Origin of the sequence: Rhodoferax saidenbachensis (genome assembly GCF_001955715.1) — a bacterium.
Lineage (GTDB): Bacteria > Pseudomonadota > Gammaproteobacteria > Burkholderiales > Burkholderiaceae_C > Allorhodoferax > Allorhodoferax saidenbachensis.
The window spans coordinates 3,118,361-3,133,901 of record NZ_CP019239.1 but is presented as its reverse complement, the minus strand read 5'-3'; the positions used below and the strand labels follow the sequence as shown (position 1 = coordinate 3,133,901).

At 62.5% G+C, this 15,541-nt stretch carries 21 protein-coding genes; 13 read left to right on the top strand and 8 right to left on the bottom strand.

What is annotated here, in order from left to right:
- Nucleotides 1-267: 267 nt before the first annotated feature.
- Together RS694_RS14940 and RS694_RS14935 are read right to left on the bottom strand one after the other, a co-directional pair.
- A complete protein-coding gene (locus RS694_RS14940) occupies nucleotides 268-1,518 on the bottom strand; it encodes a DNA polymerase Y family protein (RefSeq protein WP_076069771.1) in 1,251 nt (416 codons plus the stop codon).
- Between the two features lie 539 nt (nucleotides 1,519-2,057).
- Nucleotides 2,058-3,203 (bottom strand): alpha-hydroxy acid oxidase, encoded by a 1,146-nt coding sequence (locus tag RS694_RS14935; protein WP_029709211.1) that lies wholly within the window; start codon nucleotides 3,201-3,203, stop codon nucleotides 2,058-2,060.
- Between the two features lie 103 nt (nucleotides 3,204-3,306).
- Between RS694_RS14935 and RS694_RS14930 the strand changes: the two genes are divergently transcribed.
- Genes RS694_RS14930 through RS694_RS14920 form a run of 3 tightly spaced genes read left to right on the top strand, consistent with a single transcriptional unit; the run spans nucleotide 3,307 to nucleotide 5,726 of the window.
- Nucleotides 3,307-4,092 carry an MlaE family ABC transporter permease gene (locus tag RS694_RS14930; protein ID WP_029709212.1) on the top strand — a complete coding sequence of 262 codons (786 nt, stop codon included), beginning with the start codon at nucleotides 3,307-3,309 and terminating at the stop codon, nucleotides 4,090-4,092.
- A gap of 6 nt (nucleotides 4,093-4,098) precedes the next feature.
- Nucleotides 4,099-5,046, top strand: coding sequence for an MlaD family protein (locus tag RS694_RS14925; RefSeq protein WP_029709213.1), 948 nt, complete (start codon nucleotides 4,099-4,101; stop codon nucleotides 5,044-5,046).
- Nucleotides 5,043-5,726, top strand: coding sequence for a hypothetical protein (locus RS694_RS14920; RefSeq protein WP_037248178.1), 684 nt, complete (start codon nucleotides 5,043-5,045; stop codon nucleotides 5,724-5,726). Before RS694_RS14925 ends, RS694_RS14920 begins: the two co-directional genes overlap by 4 nt.
- 140 nt (nucleotides 5,727-5,866) lie before the next feature.
- Here RS694_RS14920 and RS694_RS14915 read toward each other — a convergent pair whose 3' ends face one another.
- On the bottom strand, nucleotides 5,867-6,415 hold the full coding sequence (locus tag RS694_RS14915) for a methylated-DNA--[protein]-cysteine S-methyltransferase (protein WP_029709216.1): 549 nt from the start codon (nucleotides 6,413-6,415) through the stop codon (nucleotides 5,867-5,869).
- 103 nt (nucleotides 6,416-6,518) lie between these two features.
- Here RS694_RS14915 and RS694_RS14910 point away from each other — a divergent pair, with 103 nt between their 5' ends.
- The 5 genes from RS694_RS14910 (at nucleotide 6,519) to RS694_RS14890 (ending at nucleotide 8,614) form a co-directional block, all read left to right on the top strand.
- Entirely contained in the window at nucleotides 6,519-6,881 is a 363-nt protein-coding gene (locus RS694_RS14910) for a hypothetical protein (protein ID WP_156876176.1), read from the top strand.
- A gap of 73 nt (nucleotides 6,882-6,954) precedes the next feature.
- On the top strand, nucleotides 6,955-7,236 hold the full coding sequence (locus tag RS694_RS14905; protein ID WP_051392073.1) for a copper-binding protein: 282 nt from the start codon (nucleotides 6,955-6,957) through the stop codon (nucleotides 7,234-7,236).
- Nucleotides 7,233-7,883 (top strand): hypothetical protein, encoded by a 651-nt coding sequence (locus RS694_RS14900; RefSeq protein WP_029709219.1) that lies wholly within the window; start codon nucleotides 7,233-7,235, stop codon nucleotides 7,881-7,883. Before RS694_RS14905 ends, RS694_RS14900 begins: the two co-directional genes overlap by 4 nt.
- A gap of 12 nt (nucleotides 7,884-7,895) precedes the next feature.
- Nucleotides 7,896-8,225 (top strand): heavy-metal-associated domain-containing protein, encoded by a 330-nt coding sequence (locus RS694_RS14895; protein WP_029709220.1) that lies wholly within the window; start codon nucleotides 7,896-7,898, stop codon nucleotides 8,223-8,225.
- Complete coding sequence (locus RS694_RS14890; RefSeq protein ID WP_029709221.1) at nucleotides 8,222-8,614, top strand: hypothetical protein; 393 nt, start codon at nucleotides 8,222-8,224, stop codon at nucleotides 8,612-8,614. The genes RS694_RS14895 and RS694_RS14890 overlap by 4 nt, the downstream gene beginning before the upstream one ends.
- 30 nt (nucleotides 8,615-8,644) lie before the next feature.
- On the opposite strand, the gene RS694_RS14885 is transcribed toward RS694_RS14890, so the two are convergent.
- Together RS694_RS14885 and RS694_RS14880 are read right to left on the bottom strand one after the other, a co-directional pair.
- The gene (locus RS694_RS14885) at nucleotides 8,645-8,920 is read right to left on the bottom strand and encodes a TFIIB-type zinc ribbon-containing protein (RefSeq protein WP_029709222.1); all 276 of its coding nucleotides are present in this window, start codon (nucleotides 8,918-8,920) and stop codon (nucleotides 8,645-8,647) included.
- A 199-nt stretch (nucleotides 8,921-9,119) separates the two neighbouring features.
- Entirely contained in the window at nucleotides 9,120-10,055 is a 936-nt protein-coding gene (locus RS694_RS14880; protein WP_051392074.1) for a LysR family transcriptional regulator, read from the bottom strand.
- A gap of 156 nt (nucleotides 10,056-10,211) precedes the next feature.
- On the opposite strand from RS694_RS14880, the gene RS694_RS14875 reads away from it, so the two are divergent.
- Both RS694_RS14875 and RS694_RS14870 read left to right on the top strand, forming a co-directional pair.
- Nucleotides 10,212-11,222: a Bug family tripartite tricarboxylate transporter substrate binding protein gene (locus tag RS694_RS14875; RefSeq protein ID WP_029709225.1), complete on the top strand. Its 1,011-nt coding sequence runs from the start codon at nucleotides 10,212-10,214 to the stop codon at nucleotides 11,220-11,222.
- Nucleotide 11,223: 1 nt separating this feature from the next.
- The gene (locus tag RS694_RS14870; RefSeq protein WP_029709226.1) at nucleotides 11,224-12,294 is read left to right on the top strand and encodes a CaiB/BaiF CoA transferase family protein; all 1,071 of its coding nucleotides are present in this window, start codon (nucleotides 11,224-11,226) and stop codon (nucleotides 12,292-12,294) included.
- 20 nt (nucleotides 12,295-12,314) lie between these two features.
- On the opposite strand, the gene RS694_RS14865 is transcribed toward RS694_RS14870, so the two are convergent.
- Nucleotides 12,315-13,022, bottom strand: a complete 708-nt coding sequence (locus tag RS694_RS14865) for a VOC family protein (RefSeq protein WP_076069769.1) — start codon at nucleotides 13,020-13,022, stop codon at nucleotides 12,315-12,317.
- A gap of 119 nt (nucleotides 13,023-13,141) precedes the next feature.
- On the opposite strand from RS694_RS14865, the gene RS694_RS14860 reads away from it, so the two are divergent.
- The 3 genes from RS694_RS14860 to RS694_RS14850 are packed head-to-tail and all read left to right on the top strand — an operon-like array spanning nucleotide 13,142 to nucleotide 14,439.
- Nucleotides 13,142-13,603 carry an SRPBCC family protein gene (locus tag RS694_RS14860; protein WP_029709228.1) on the top strand — a complete coding sequence of 154 codons (462 nt, stop codon included), beginning with the start codon at nucleotides 13,142-13,144 and terminating at the stop codon, nucleotides 13,601-13,603.
- A gap of 30 nt (nucleotides 13,604-13,633) precedes the next feature.
- Nucleotides 13,634-13,948: an ArsR/SmtB family transcription factor gene (locus tag RS694_RS14855; protein WP_476705465.1), complete on the top strand. Its 315-nt coding sequence runs from the start codon at nucleotides 13,634-13,636 to the stop codon at nucleotides 13,946-13,948.
- Nucleotides 13,945-14,439, top strand: a complete 495-nt coding sequence (locus RS694_RS14850) for an SRPBCC family protein (RefSeq protein ID WP_029709231.1) — start codon at nucleotides 13,945-13,947, stop codon at nucleotides 14,437-14,439. Before RS694_RS14855 ends, RS694_RS14850 begins: the two co-directional genes overlap by 4 nt.
- A gap of 18 nt (nucleotides 14,440-14,457) precedes the next feature.
- Here RS694_RS14850 and RS694_RS14845 read toward each other — a convergent pair whose 3' ends face one another.
- A complete protein-coding gene (locus RS694_RS14845; protein ID WP_029709232.1) occupies nucleotides 14,458-14,673 on the bottom strand; it encodes a hypothetical protein in 216 nt (71 codons plus the stop codon).
- Between the two features lie 48 nt (nucleotides 14,674-14,721).
- Entirely contained in the window at nucleotides 14,722-15,495 is a 774-nt protein-coding gene (locus RS694_RS14840) for a hypothetical protein (protein WP_241464169.1), read from the bottom strand.
- Between the last annotated feature and the right edge of the window lie 46 nt (nucleotides 15,496-15,541).

The window sequence follows — 15,541 nt, the reverse complement described above, 5'->3', positions numbered from 1 at the left end:
GTCGCGTCGGATCAGGGTGGCTGGCCGTTTTGCTCCGTGTCCCCCGCCCGCGATGCGGGCTCCTCCTTTACCTGCGCAAAACACCCAGCCACCCCGCTCCTCAAGTGGCGTGGTTTGAAAGGCCGAGTGCAAACCAAGTCATTCGCAGCAGAAGGGCGGGGCGGGCGTTCCGCGGAGGTAAAGGAGGAGGCCGAAGGCCGGGGGACACGTAGCGGAGCGTCTGCCCCTTCCTTCTGCGGGCTCAGACAAACAGACGAACGAAAGGCCTCAAAAAAGCCAGCCCGTCCGCTCTCCAGATGCTTCCAATTCGATAGCTGCTTGCGCACTATTCATGGGGGCTGGAGGCCTATTCTGCTTGTAATTCAGAGCCTCTTCAGCACTCAGCAGCGCCCCCATACGCACCCCCAGCAGGCGCAGCTTCTTCTGCAGCGGTGCGCGTTTCAGGCACAGGCCCGCCACACGCCGTAGTTCTTTGGCGTCGTCTATGTGGCGCTCTATCGTGATGTCACGCGTGACCGCGGTGAAGTCCTCGTACTTGATCTTGATGCCAATGGTCTTTCCCACATACCCCTTGCGCTGCAGGTCGTCGGCCAGTTGTTCGCACAGACGCGTGAAGATGGCGCCCAGCTCGGCCTTGTCGCGCACGGCATGCAGGTCGCGCTCGAACGAGGTTTCGCGGCTGATGGAAACCGGCTCACTCTCCAGCACGATGGGCCGGTCGTCGCGGCCGTGGGACACATCAAACATCCAGGCACCGGTGCGTGGACCAAAGGTGTCCATCAACCATTGCAGCTCTTTGGCCGCCAGCTGGCCAATGGTTTCTATACCGTGGCCTTTGAGCTTGGCGTCGGCCTTGGGGCCTATGCCGTTGATTTTGCGGCAGGCCAGGGGCCAGATCATGGTCTCCAGATCGCTCTCGTAAACGATGGCGATGCCGTTGGGCTTGTTGAACTCGCTGGCCATCTTGGCCAGCAGTTTGTTGGGCGCCACGCCCACCGAACAGGTCAGGCCCGTGTCGTCAAAAATCGCTTTCTGTATTAGCCGCGCCAATACGCGGCCGCCCTCGCGCTGGCCGCCGGGCACATCGGTGAAGTCGATGTAGACCTCGTCCACACCGCGGTTCTCCATCAGCGGCGCAATCTCGGTGATGATGGTTTTGAAGCGCTGCGAGTAGTGGCGGTACTGCGCAAAGTCCACCGGCAGCAATATCGCCTGCGGGCACAGCTTGGCCGCCTTCATCATGCCCATGGCCGAGCCCACGCCAAACTGCCGCGCAGCATAGGTCGCGGTGGTGATCACGCCACGCCCGGTGTAGTCTTTCAGCAGCGGGAACGCCGACACCGGAATCTCGTGCAGCGGCAGTTCCGCGTACTCGTCGCGCAGCGCATCGTCCAGCGCACGGCGTCCCCCGCCAATCACCACCGGCAGCCCCTTGAGCTGTGGGTAACGCAGCAGCTCCACCGACGCGTAAAAAGCGTCCATGTCCAGGTGGGCGATGCGGCGGATGGGGGAGGGCATGGGGGGAGGATAGCTTGTTCTTTTTTGGTGTTATTTTCTGCGGAGCACCTCGCTTCCCCCCCCCTATCCCCCCGCCCTTTCACCCCCGCCGGGGTGAAAGGGCGCCTTAACAGCCGATTTGGCTTCTGCGCTTCGGACAGGGGCTACCTGCATAGGTTGCCACCGCTACTTCTCTCCACGGCCAGTGGAGGCTGTTGGGGCGGCCTCTGAGAAATCTGTGCGGCACCGCTGGCGGCTGCGCCTGCCAGGGGCGAGTCAGAGGCCGGCTACCTTACATATTCCGTTCGGGCTGAGCCAGTCGAAGCCTTGCCCATGTCTCGATCCTGGCAGGCGCAGCCGCCAGCCGTTCCGAGTCTGCATGGTGGATGCAACTACGACCGCGTGCTTTGGCCGTGGAGAGAAGTAGCGGTGGCAACCCATCCCCGTAATTCCGCATCTGGCGACAAACCCACAAATCGGCTGTTAAAGCTCCCCCTCGCCCGGCGGGGCGAGGGGGCTGGGGGAAAGCGAGGTGCCCCGCAGGGAAAACCCAAAAAAACTCAATAAGTCCCAGCCAACAAAATCCCCGTATCCACATTCTGAATATTGGTGTGGCCGCAAAAGGCCATGGTCACGTCCAGTTCCTTGTGGATGACCTGCAGCGCTTTGGTCACACCCGCTTCGCCCATCGCACCCAGGCCATAGACCATGGCACGGCCAATCATGGTGCCGCGTGCGCCCAGCGCCCAGGCCTTGAGCACATCCTGCCCGCTGCGGATGCCACCGTCCATCCACACTTCCACCTTGTCACCGACTGCGGCGACGATGGCGGGGAGGGCCGAGATACTGCTGGGTGCGCCATCGAGTTGGCGCCCACCGTGGTTGCTCACCACAATCGCATCGGCACCGCTCTTCACGGCCAGGATGGCGTCTTCCACATCCTGAATGCCTTTGAGGATCAGCTTGCCGCCCCATTGCTGCTTGACCCATTCCACATCGGGCCAGGACAGGCGCGGGTCAAACTGTTCATTGGTCCACGCCGCCAATGACGACATGTCGCTCACCGCCTCCACATGGCCGACCAGATTGCCAAACGTATGCCGGCGCGTGCCCAGCATCCCCAGGCACCAGCGTGGCTTGGTGGCCAGATTGATGATGTTGGCAATCGTCGGGCGGGGCGGGGCGGTCAGGCCGTTTTTCAGGTCCTTGTGGCGCTGGCCAATCACCTGCAAGTCCAGCGTGAGCACCAGCGCACTGCAGCGCACGGCGCGGGCGCGCTCCATCATCTTCACCATGGCGGCACGGTCGCGCATCATGTACAACTGAAACCAGAACGGCGCCTGGGTATTGCGCGCCACGTCTTCCATGGAGCAGATGCTCATGGTGGACAACGTGAACGGAATGCCAAACTTCTCCGCCGCACGCGCCGCGTGGATTTCGCCATCGGCATGCTGCATGCCGGTCAGGCCCACGGGGGCAATGCTCACGGGCATCTTCGCGTCCACGCCCACCATCTGGGTGGCGGTGCTGCGGTTTTCCATGTTCACGGCCACGCGCTGGCGCAGCTTGATCTTCTGGAAGTCTTCGGAATTGGCGCGGTAGGTGCCCTCGGTCCACGAGCCGGAATCGGCGTAGTCGTAGAACATGCGGGGCACCCGCTTTTTGGCCAGAACGCGAAGGTCTTCGATATTGGTAATGACGGGCATGCAAATCTCCAGAGAATGCGGGCCATGGTAGGGGTTGTCCATGGCCTAGTGTGTGAAATCTACCTGAATCGGTGTGAAATAAATTGCGCACTATCATGGGCCCATGACGCCCAACTCGCCGCTGCACCTTGCGCCCCACGCCTGGGGCCGGGCCGTGCTGCGGGGCGCGCTGAGCTGGTGGCACCTGTTGCATTTTTCGGCCATGGTGATGGTGCTGGCTCTGTCACCTTCCAGCTACGACCGCACCAGCCGCGTCACGCTGTCGCGGCATATGTACACCAGCACCTGGCAGGTGCTGCCTTGGTTCACCGTGCTGTCGGCCCTGTTGAGCCTGGTGCTGATTCGCATCGTGTTGGTCACGGCGCTGAGCTACGGGCTCTCGCACTACGCGCTGCAGATGGTGGTGCGTGTGCTGGTGCTGGAGCTGATTCCGCTCGCCGCTGCCCTGTATGTCGCGCTGCGCGCGGGGCTGGCCTTCAACGCCGGTGCGGCACCCCAGGTGGGTAACGCAGAGCGGCTGGGTCTGCACGAGCTGCGCACCGCGCTGATGCCACGTGCGCTGGCCGACGCGTTTTCGGTGCTGGCGCTGGCCATGGTCAGCAGTGCGATTGCGCTGGTGCTGGCGTATTTGAGTGTGCATGGTTTCACGCTGTGGGGACTGCAGGGCTATACCCGCACTGTGGGGCAAGTGTTTGACCTGTTCACCACGTTGACGTTTGTGCTCAAGGCCGTGGGTTTCAGCCTGGCCGTGGCCCTGGTGCCCTTGGCAGCCAGTGTGGAGGCCCGTCGTGTGCCCGTGCGGGACAGCACGGTGCAACCCGGCGCAGTGCGCCTGTTTTTGGTACTGTTGCTGATCGAAGCCGCTTTCCTGACCGTCCGATACATTTAGAACCGCATGCAAGCTACACCCCAAACACCACCACCCACTCCCGAGCCCATCGCCCGGGTGGAGCGCCGCGCCTTGCTGCTGCTGGTGCTCATCGGTCTGCTGGTGTGCGGCTTTCTGGCCTATGTGATGTATGCGCGCGGTGTGTTTGAGAGCACGCAGCGTCTGGTGCTGGTGGCCAATGATTCCGAAGGCGTGATCGTCGGCATGGACCTCACCTTCTCGGGCTTCCCGATTGGCCGTGTGCAGCGTATCGAGCTGGCGGAAGACGGCAAGGTCCGCATCGTGATTGATGTGCCGCGCAAAGACGCGCGCTGGCTGCGCACCTCCAGCATCTTCACCATGGAGCGCGGCGTGGTGGGTGACACGCGCATCCGCGCCTTCTCCGGCATTCTGACCGACCCGCCGCTGCCACCCGACTCTGAACGCGTGGTGCTGGAGGGTGATACCAGCGCCGAAATCCCGCGTCTGGTGGCATCCACCCGTGCCGTGCTGGAAAACCTGGAGGCCATGACTGGCGCCGAATCCAGCATCAACACCACACTGGCCCACCTGAGTACCGTGACCGAACGCCTAAGTGGCCGTTACGGCATGCTCACCGGTCTGCTGGGCAGTGAAGACAACGCCAAAAAGATCATCGCCACGCTGGACCGCACGAACGCGCTCTTGGCCCGCACGGACCAACGCCTCAATGGCCAGGGCGGTGTGTTCGACGGCACCCAGGCCGCCGTCAACCAGCTCACGCTGGTGCTGACCGATGCGCGTGCCAGTCTGCAAAAGGTGGACGCCGTGCTGGTGGAGGCCCAGGCCGTGGGCGCCAATGCCCGTATGGCCAGCGCCGACCTGGGCGCCTTGCGTGCCGAGGTGGAAGTGAGCCTGCGCAAGGTCAACCAGTTGGTGGACGAGGTCAACCGCAAATGGCCGTTTGCCCGCGACACCGAGATCAAGCTGCCATGAGAAACCTGCCACTTGTTTCGCTTTGCGCCAGTGTGGCTTTGTTGACCGCCTGCGCCGGTGGCCCACCCCCCGCACCCGACTGGCAGGCCAATGCCTTTGCCGCGCTCAAGGGTTACACAGCTGCCTATCTGAGCGGCAATACGCGCCTGGCAGATTTTGAATTCAACCGCGCCAAAGCCGAGATCGCCAGTACCGGCCGCACCGACCTGGCCGCACGGGCTGAACTCACACGCTGCGCCACCCGCGTGGCGAGCCTGGAGTTTGACAACTGCGCGGGCTACCAGCCGCTGGCACAGGATGCAGCGGCCAGTGAAAAGGCCTACGCCACTTTCCTGAATGGCCGCTGGACGGGTATCGACGCCGCACTGCTGCCCCCACAACACCGTGCCGTGGTGCAAACCACAGGGCAGGGCGCTACCAGCGTGTTGTCCGCCATCGAAGACCCGTTGTCGCGTCTGGTGGCTGCCGGTGCGCTGCTGCAGGCCCGGCGCCTGGCGCCGCAGGATGTGGTGGTGGCAACAGACACAGCATCCAACCAGGGCTGGCGCCGCCCCTTGCTGGCCTGGCTGGGTGTACAACTGCAGGCGGCGCAGACGGCGGGTGATAAAGAAGGTGCTGCACGTTTGCAGCGCCGGATAGATCTGGTGCTGCAGACCGCGCCCAAAACTCCATCCCCTTAGAGCACGCTGAATAAGTAACCCCGTTCGGGCTGAGCCTGTCGAAGCCTTCAGCAAGTCCTTGATTTTTCAGGGCAGCGTTTCGCCCTTCGTCAAGCTCAGACAGGCCAAGCTCAACGCGAACGGATTGAGTCGATCAAGCGTTAGTCGAACAAACCCGGCCCGTTGAAGCGCGCACGCTCGGTCAGTAGCATGCGCAGTTTGGTGTCCACACCGCCGGGTGCCGAGAAACCGCCCGAGCGGCCATTCGCGGCCAGTATGCGGTGGCAGGGCACCACGGGCGCAAACGGGTTGGCACCCAGCGCCTGGCCCACGGCGCGCGCCGCACCAGGTTCGCCCAGCAGGCGCGCCATTTCGCCATAGGTCAACGTCTCGCCCGGTGGTATGCCACGCGCCAATGTGTACACGCGCTGGTGAAAGGGCGGCACGCCGTCCATGTCCAGCACCAGGTCACTGAGGTCGGTCGGTTCGGTGGGTTTGCCGTCCAGCAGCGCGGTGATGGCGGTGATTGCCACACGTACATCGGGCGGTGGTTCGCCCTCACCGCATTGCGGGAAACGTTTGGCCATGCGTGCGCGGGTCGCGGCTTCGTTGGCTTCCGGCAGTTGCACGCCGGTCAGCCCCTGCGCACCCCAGGCAATGCCGCAGTAGCCAAGCGGCGTGGGGAAGAGGGCGTAGGCGAGTGTGGGCATGGCTGACTTCCCATAATGCCATTTTTCAGAAAAATGGGGAACCAATGGGCCGGGAATGGCCTCTATCCGGCAAGTTATGCGCCGCACCGTTACCATTCCTGCCGTGAAACGCCTTCTTCTGATCCTCATCATCCTGATCCTGCCCGCCCGTGGCTGGGCGGTGGAGCAGATGTCTTCGGCCATGGGTGCCGGGAACGTGTCGCAGGCGGTGGCCGGTGATGGCATGGCGGCCATGCCTGCCGACTGCCCCATGCTCGCGCAGGGCAAGGCCAGCACTGGGCAAGACCCGGCGCAAAACACCAAGGTCTGCAAATCCTGCCAGCTCTGCATGGGGTTGACCGCACACGCGGTGCCTGTGCCCATCCCCCCGGTAGCTACGCCAATGGCCCCGCCGGTCTACCGCGTCCAGCCCTTGGCCAGCGCTGATCTGCCGCGCGACACCAAACCTCCCCAATTCTTCATCTGACACAGCCTCAGTGCGTCTGCCATTAGCAGGCGCTGTGTATCAGTGCCCTTGCGGCACGAAGATGGAGAGAACAGTGAAACACTGGATATTTGCAACGGCGCTGGTCTGCGCCGGTACGGCCTGGGCCGATGTCGAATGGGTGCGTGGCCGCGTCGTCAAAGTGGAACCTGACAAAGCGCGCATCACGCTGCAGCATGCACGCATCAAAAGCATCCGCATGGAAGCCATGACCATGCCCTTCAAGGTCATACAGCCCGAGCGCCTGCAGGGGCTGAAAGTGGGCCAAAAGGTGCGCTTTACCGTGGCCATGCAGGACGACCACCTGATGGTTGATGCGCTGGAGCCTGTGCAATGAAGCGCACCGCTCTGGCGGTTGGGCTGGCGCTGCTGCTGGCGGGCTTGGCCGGCACGGCGCAGGCCGCGCCCATGGGTTTCAAGGACAGCTGGATGACCATGGGCGACCTCAGCCCCAACTGGCAGGAGGTGCTGGTCAACTACGCGCTGACGCCGCGCGATGCTATTGGTGCATCGGCGCTGAAGATGCGCTCAGACGACGAGACCCTGACCCGCGATGTGGCAGAAGTCACCTACACCCACCTGGTGAAGCGCTGGAACCTGCCCGAGGCCCAGGCCAACATCTGGTTCATAGGCGGTGTGGGCAGCGTCACGGGTAATGACTTTGCGGGTGCCAAGACACTGGCCGCACCGGGCATCCAGGTGGACTACGAGACTACCCGCGTCTACGCCTCGCTGTATGGGCGCTTGTACCGGGCCGAGGGCCTGAACCACGACTTTGCCGCCGCGCGGCTGGGCTTCTCCTTCTACGAGGTGGACTACGACGAGACGCAGCCCTGGTTCATTGTGGAGGTGCGGCGCATGAAGGGCCTGTCTGACAAGACCGAGGTCACGCCCATGCTGCGCCTCATCCACAACCGCTACTTCGTGGAGCTAGGCGTTAACAACGCGCAGCAAGCGCGTGCCAACTTTATGTACATCTTTTGAACGGACCACACCATGATCAAGAAAACCATCACCATGCTGGCATTCGCTGTTGCAGCACTTCCTTCCTTCGCCGCCACCAGCGTCAAGGCCACGGTCAACGGCATGGTCTGCGCCTTTTGCGCGCAGGGCATCGAGAAGCGCATTTCCAAAATGGACGCCACCAAAGCCGTCTTTGTGGACCTCAAGAAAAAGACGGTGGCTGTGGAAGCCAAAGAGGGCAAGACGCTGGATGAAAAAGCCATTGCCGCCGAGATCACCGACGCGGGCTACGACGTGGTGAAGCTGGAGCAGGTGCAAAAATCGGTGGAAGAAATCAAGGCCGAACTGAAGGCGCGCAAATGAGCACCGATGGTGTGACCGAAGCACGTAGCGGCTTCTGGGCCTCCATGGCCAGCCTGTTTGCCAGCTCTAGCACGCTGGTGTGTTGCGCCATTCCGGCGCTGCTGGTCACGCTGGGCGCCGGGGCGGCGCTGTCGTCGCTGGTGTCGGTGTTCCCGCAGATCGTGTGGCTCAGTGAAAACAAGGAGGTGCTGTTTGTGCTGGCCAGCGCCATGATGCTCATCAGCGGCGCCCTGCAGTGGCGCAACCGCACTGCGCCATGCCCCACCGACCCCGCCCTGCGTGACGCCTGCCTGCGCACCCGCAAGACGTCCTTGCGCCTCTACGGACTCAGCGTGCTGCTGCTGCTGGTAGGCGGTTGGTTTGCGTTTGTGCAGCCGCTACTGCCATGAAACTTGCCCGCCGAAGATCGTGCGGGTTCGTTAGTCAAAAATCTCGCTGAGCCAGGATTTTTGTTTGCGGTAGCCATGGCGCTTGTAGTCGGAGTCTTCAAAGTCGGGCCGACGCACTGGCTGCGCATATTGCGGTGCGGGCTGCACGGGGCGCGTGCTCTGTGCAGTACTTGCGCTGCGCTCTATCAGCTTGTCCAGCTCGCCCCGGTCCAGCCACACACCGCGGCACTGCGGGCAGTAGTCAATCTCTATGCCTTGGCGATCTGTCATGACCAAAGTCGCGTCGGGACAAGTGGGGCATTTCATTCGGGGCTCCTGTGTGTCAAATCAAAAAATTCTAGGATTTCGACCTGATACGCGCAGAACTGCCGCGCACAAGAGCTTGCCAAAGTGAGGGCCAAACCACCCTGTGCAATGCCACCCTGAAGCCTGGGGCCATTCGATGCCTTGCTGCGCGGCGTGGTGACGCCAAGCATCGGACATCGGTTCAAACGGGGAGGTCTTTTCAGAGGTATTGAAAGCAGTCTTGCAAAGCCACAACTGCCGGGTTGTTCAAGCTTGATTCGCGAAACGCCAGAACCACGCCACTGCTCTGCTCTCCCCACTCGGCGGGAATGATCTTGAGTTTCAAGGCGCGCTCATAGGTACGCACGGCAGACTCGGGCGCCACGGTCATCAAGTCACTGGCGGCGGCCAACTGCAAATTGCTGTGAAACGAAAGTGAAGTGATGGAGGCCACAGGGGGCTTCAAGCCTGCACGTATAAAAACCTGGTCAAAAACCATCCGGGTAAAGGCCCCTGTGGGAGGGAGCACCCAAGCCTGCCGTGTCATAGACTCCAGTGACGGATTGCGTTTGCTTGCCAGCGGATGCGCACGCCCCGCTACCAGCACCAGTCGCTCCGTTCCTGCGGACACCGTGTGATACACAATGCCGGCCGAAAGTGGCAACTGCTCATTGGGTGATGGAAGCCGGCACACGATGGCGTCCACCTGACCATCGGCCAATGCGCGCCATAAGCCCGATACGGTGGACTCGTTCAGTTCAATATGGATGTTCGGCATCGCCACGCGCAAGCGCGCCAGCGCCTGTGGCAACACATGAAACATGGCCAGAGGCAACGCCCCCACACGCAGGGTTGTGATGTGAGGTGTCAGCGCCGCTGCGTGTGCGGCCATCAGTTCCTGACGTGCAATACGCAGGCGCACCAGCGCGGCTTGCCCCGCGGGCGTCAGACTCACGCCGCGTTGCCCACGCCGCCCGCGCTGGACCAGGGTTACGCCAAAGGCATTCTCCAGAACTTGCAAGGCCTGGGTCACGGCGGGCTGCGTCACATTGAGGCGCTCTGCCGTCACGCGCAACGAGCCGGTCTGGTCCAGGTGGTCGAGCAGCAGCAGATCACGCAAGCGCAACTGTTCAATGCGTGCAGTTTGAGATTTCATGGTTTTTATTATTGCTTTTAAAGAAGAAATGATTTTGTCTTATTGAGGTGCCCTCCTAGACTGGTGGGGCCCTGCTGTGCCACCCGCTTGATGGTGCAGCGAATGGTGGAATAAATTTCCCATGGGGCGCATCCATAAAAACGAAGGAGACACACCATGCAACAACGGCCTCAACAAGGTCGGCTTCAACGCCGCGCATTCATCACTGCAGCCACCTGCGGCCTTGCCGGCCCACTGGGCGTGACGTCGCTGTGGGCCCAGACGGGGTTTCCGAACAAGCCGGTGCGCATCATCGTGCCCTATGCAGCCGGTGGTGGGCCTGATGTGTTGACGCGCAAGGTCGCTCCCAAACTGGGTGAGATCCTGGGCCAGCCCATCGTGGTGGAAAACATCGTGGGCGCGGGTGGGATTCTGGCTGCGCAGTCGGTGGCGCGCGCTGCGCCGGATGGTTATACGGTATTGGCCGGTGCGTCCACCCATGTCGTCCAGAAGGCGATGCAGCCGTCCGTCAAGTTTGACCCGATCAAGGATTTCGCCCCTATCACCCGCAGCACCGTCAGCCCGGCCTTGTTGGTGGTGGCAGCCAATGCGCCATGGAAGACCGTGCAGGAGTTGATTGCGGCCGTCAAAAAAGAACCCGGCAAGCTCAACTACGCCTCGGGTGGCATTGGCAGTGCGGCGCACCTGTCCAGTGCGGCGCTGTTGTTGGCCACGGATGCCAATGCCGTGCACGTGCCCTACAGGGGGTCGGTTGAAATCATTCCGAGCCTGTTGTCTGGCTCTACGCAGTTTGGCTGCCCTATCGCCTCCACCGCCGTGGGCCCGGTTCTTCAGGGGCAGGTGCGCGCACTGGCCACCACGGGCGCTGTACGCATGCCGCAATTACCCCATGTGCCGACCTTGAAAGAAGTGTTTGGCAAGGACGAACTGGTGCTGGAGTCCTGGGGCTGCTTCTGGGCACCTGCAGGCACGCCTGCGGCCGTGCTGGATGTGCTGTTCAAGGCCTTCACCAAGCTCTACAGCGATCCATCCATCCGCGCTGACCACGAGGCGGCTGGCGCGCCGGTGAGCCTGAACACGTCGCCCGCAGAATTTGGCAGATTCCTGGAAGCCGAAACCACCAAGTACGAACGCATCGTCAAGGCCATAGGCCTGAACGGCAATTGAGATGACGCCTCTTGTTGATCTCAAGGTTCTCGATTTCAGCCATGTCATTGCGGGGCCGTTTGCCACCTTTTATCTGGCGCAACTCGGCGCTGAAGTCACCAAAATAGAAAAGCCAGGTGGTGGCGATGTGATGCGCGGCGCGGCGCGTGGCGCCGCACAGTTCGCAGCCTTCAATGCCGGCAAGCGGTGCATGGAGATAGACCTGGGCAGCGAAGCGGGCCGCGCCAGTGCACTGGAGCTGGCCCGCACGAGCGACGTGTTGCTCGACAACTTTCGCCCGGGTGTGCTGGAGCGCCATGGCCTGGGCTACGCCGCAGTGCGGGCCATCAATCCACGCATCATTTATTGCTCTGTATCTGGTTACGGCACTTTGCATGCGCCCTGGAAAACACGCGGGGCCTACGACCATGTGATCCAGGCCGCTACGGGTATGGCGATGTTGGCAGGTGACCCCGGGGGGCCACCGGTCAAGACAGGTTTCCCCGTCGTGGACGTGATGACCGGTGTGCTGGCTGCCTTTGCCATCACGGCTGCTGTGCAGGAGCGGCAGCGCACGGGCAATGGCCGCCATATTGATGTATCGATGTGGGGCGCTGCCTTGCAATTGATGTACCCCTTCACCGTGGATGCTTTGGCCAGTGGTGAATCTCCCCCCAGAGTGGGCAACAAGGGGTATTCGGGCAGTCCTGCCGCCGAATATTTTGAGGCGGCTGCCGGGAGCTTCATCGCCATCGGTGCGAATACGGTGGCGCAAATCGGCAAGCTCTATGGCGTGCTGGGCTGGGCGCCTGAACAGGCCCGCACGGAGCTGGAGCAAGGCCCGGGTTTTGCACGGGCGCGCGACCCGGCGGCCTTTCGCGACAAACTGGCAGGCACGCTCAAAACGCGACACGCCAGCGAATGGGAGGAGTTGTTGCACGCGGCAGGCGTTCCCGCCGCGAAGGTACGCACACTGTCCGAGTTCACCACCGACGCCAAGGCTGCGGGTGCACTGCTGCCTTCCATCCTGCAGATGGCGGGCAGTGCGGTGGCCACCCCCGGACTGGGCTGGACTACCACCGAGGCAGATTGAGCCAGGGTGTGCGCGGCTTGCTAAATGCCCTGGCTTTGCAGTGTGACCAGGCCCTTGGGCGTTTGCAGTGTGGCGGTGAGATTGGCCGGGCCGGTGGCCACGGTGATGCCACCGAGCTGGATGGCGTCCAGCGCCGCCTGTAGTTTTTCGCCGGTGGGGTAGCTGATGGCAATGCTCTGCAACGTCACGCCCGAGCGCGGCAGGCTGTTGCGGGGGTGCAGGCGCAGGGGCTCTGCATCGTTGGCCTTGCCCCACTGGATCAGGCTGGGCAGCGCGCCGTTGAACAGGCGCTGGCCGTCTTCGCGCACGGTGATTTGCCACTGCAGCAGACCGCGGCGTGAGTGCCGGCTGGCTTGCACTGCGGGGCCACGGTCCACGCCCTGTGCTTTGAGCGCGTTGCGTGCGGCCTGGATGTCGTCGGTGTTTGCCACAAAGTGCACCAGGCGCGGCTCGGTGGCCACAGCCGCTTGCAGCGCGGCGTCGTCCATGTCAAACCAGCGTTTGCTCTCTGCCGCAGCGGGCCGTATGCGGCCAGGGTCGATGGCGATGATTTCAAAGTAGGCCAGCGGGTGGGCCGGCGTGGCGATTTTGAACAGGCGGTTGTGCGTGCCGTACTGCGCATGTTCGCCGCCGGGACCGGGCGTGATGCCCAGCGTGGCTTCGCACCATTGCACGCCTTGCTCCAGCGTGTTGGCAACGACAACCAGATGATCGATTTGGGTTTTCATGCGCTGACCATACCACCCGGCAAAACCCAGGCATTTGACATGCAAGTATTTACTTGCATATAATTCCTCCAACGCAGATCAAGCGCAATCGTGCGCATCAACCCCCAAGGAGAAAAGTCATGGTGGATATCCTGCACAGAGTCGGAATCAAGGCGTCGGTAGACCAGGTTTACCAGGCACTTGCCACGCGAGAAGGCCTGGCAGCCTGGTGGACTGGCAACACGCGCGGGGAGAGTAAAACAGGTGGCTTGCTCACTTTCACCTTCAGCGCCAACGGTGCGGAGATTGGTGGTTTTGACATGCAGGTGCTGGAGTTGGAGCCTGCGCGGCGCGTGCTCTGGCAGGTGAGCGGTGGGCCTGAGGAGTGGGTGGGCACCCAGATCAGTTTTGACCTGAAGCAGTCCGGCGAACATGCCATCGTGATGTTCAAGCACCTGGGCTGGAAAGAGCCGATGGAATTCATGCACCATTGCAGCACCAAGTGGGCGGTCTATCTGATGAGCTTAAAGTCGCTGGTCGAAACCGGCATGGGCACGCCCAACCCGAACGACCCCCACGTCAGCGGCGACGGCGCAGACTGAAGGCGCCATCTATGAGAGCGAATTTTGGATATCGACAAAGTTTTCAAGGCCCTGGCCGACCCGACCCGCAGGCGTCTGCTCGACCAGCTCCACAGCGAGAACGGCCAGACCCTGTCGGCCCTGTGCACCCACATGGACATGACGCGCCAGGCCGTGACACAGCATTTGCAGCAGTTGGAAGACGCCAACCTGGTTGCCGTGGTCTGGCAGGGGCGCGAAAAGCTCCACTACATCAACCCCGTGCCGCTGCACGAGATTCACGCGCGGTGGATCGCCAAGTTCGAGCACAACCGTCTCGACGCATTGCACAACCTGAAGCAGAAACTGGAAGGTAAAGAAAAATGACCACAACGACAAGCCCCACAAAACCCAGCTTTGTGTACGTGACCTACATCCAGACCACGCCCGAGAAGGTATGGCAGGCCTTTGTGGACACCGACGTCATGGCGCAATACTGGTTTGGCCCCACATCCGATTGCGTGCGTGTCAACGTGTCGGACTGGAAGGTCGGCTCCACCTGGGAGCACCAGCGCCTGGACGGCGCGCGCACCGTCGACATCTGCGGCAAGGTTGTGGAGTGTGATCCGCCCAAGCGTCTGGTCATGAGCTGGGCGCGGCCCAGTGAGGCCGCCGACACATCCAAACACTCCCGCGTGGAGATCGATATCGAGCAACGCATCGACGGGCTGGTCCGCCTGACCGTGAGCCACTGCGACCTGGAGCGCGATCCCAAAATGCTCGAAGGCATCTCGGGCGGTTGGCCAGCGATTCTGTCCAACCTCAAAACGCTGCTGGAAACCGGCCACGCACTTCCCCGGATGCCGGGCGCCGCCTGACCACGCCACTGCACCGGGCTAAGGCTTTTGCGCGGCGGCGCGTTCTTTCTCGTACGCGTCGTACTTTTCCTTGTTGATGCGATCCCGGCATTGCTCTGCGGCGCCAGGCGCCTGCCGGTTACATTCGTTCTCTGCCCCGCGCCGCATGCCTTCGTACCAGGCTTGGGTGGAGCAACCGGCCAGCAGGGTCGCGGCCAGGCAGAGGGTGATGGCGAGTGAAGTGATGGTGCGCATGGTTGTTTGAAGTCGGTGGTGTGGTGTGAGGATAGAGCCAGTTCGCCCTTACCGGGCAGCGCTGTTCTGGTGCAGTGCCTCACCCATGGAGTGGGCACCTGGCGCATAGACGGACATGGCCGCACCCACCGCCATCAGGAACACGGCGGTCAGTGCAAACGGCACCACCGTGCGGCGAAACGCCGTGCCCAGCCAGTGGTCGCTATCCGCATGGCGCAGGCGCCGGTACAGCGTGTACGACAGCACACCGTCGAACAACAGTTCGGCAAACAGCGCGGGTGCCAGGTACACCACATACAGCGACGCCAGCGCGAGCCCGATGGCCAGCACCACGGCAATGATGGGAATGGCCAGTTCGTCGGCGTCCAGGCCGGAACCCGCCGCGTCGCCAATCGACGAGAGCACACCGGGCTCCGAGATTGGGCCCACGCCTACATCATCGAATGAACCACTGGCACCTCCACCCGCAAAGTCGCCGCCGCCACCGCTGCTGATGGACGGCGCCGGGGCGCCGGGGCTGCCCGAGAAGAGGTCCACGCCTTGCACAGGATCGGGCAAATCCACATAGTCCTCTGCCCGTGTGCGCAACCACAGCCACAGCAGGAACAGAAAGAAGACGTAGGCCCCACACAGCGCCAGTGGGTAACGCACCACCATGCTGCCAAAACCCGCGTGCAACAACAAGAAGGAACAGAGCCACCCCGCAGCACCGGTGAGTGCCACGATCAGTCCCATCTGCAGACGCGGAAACGAATCGCGCTCCAGCTCCCGCTTGATGCGGACGATGGCAAGGGATCGGGTCAGGCGGATGTTGCGGGTCATGGCGCAATGCTACTGAATCCATGGCGGGTGCCGTGATGGTCGATTT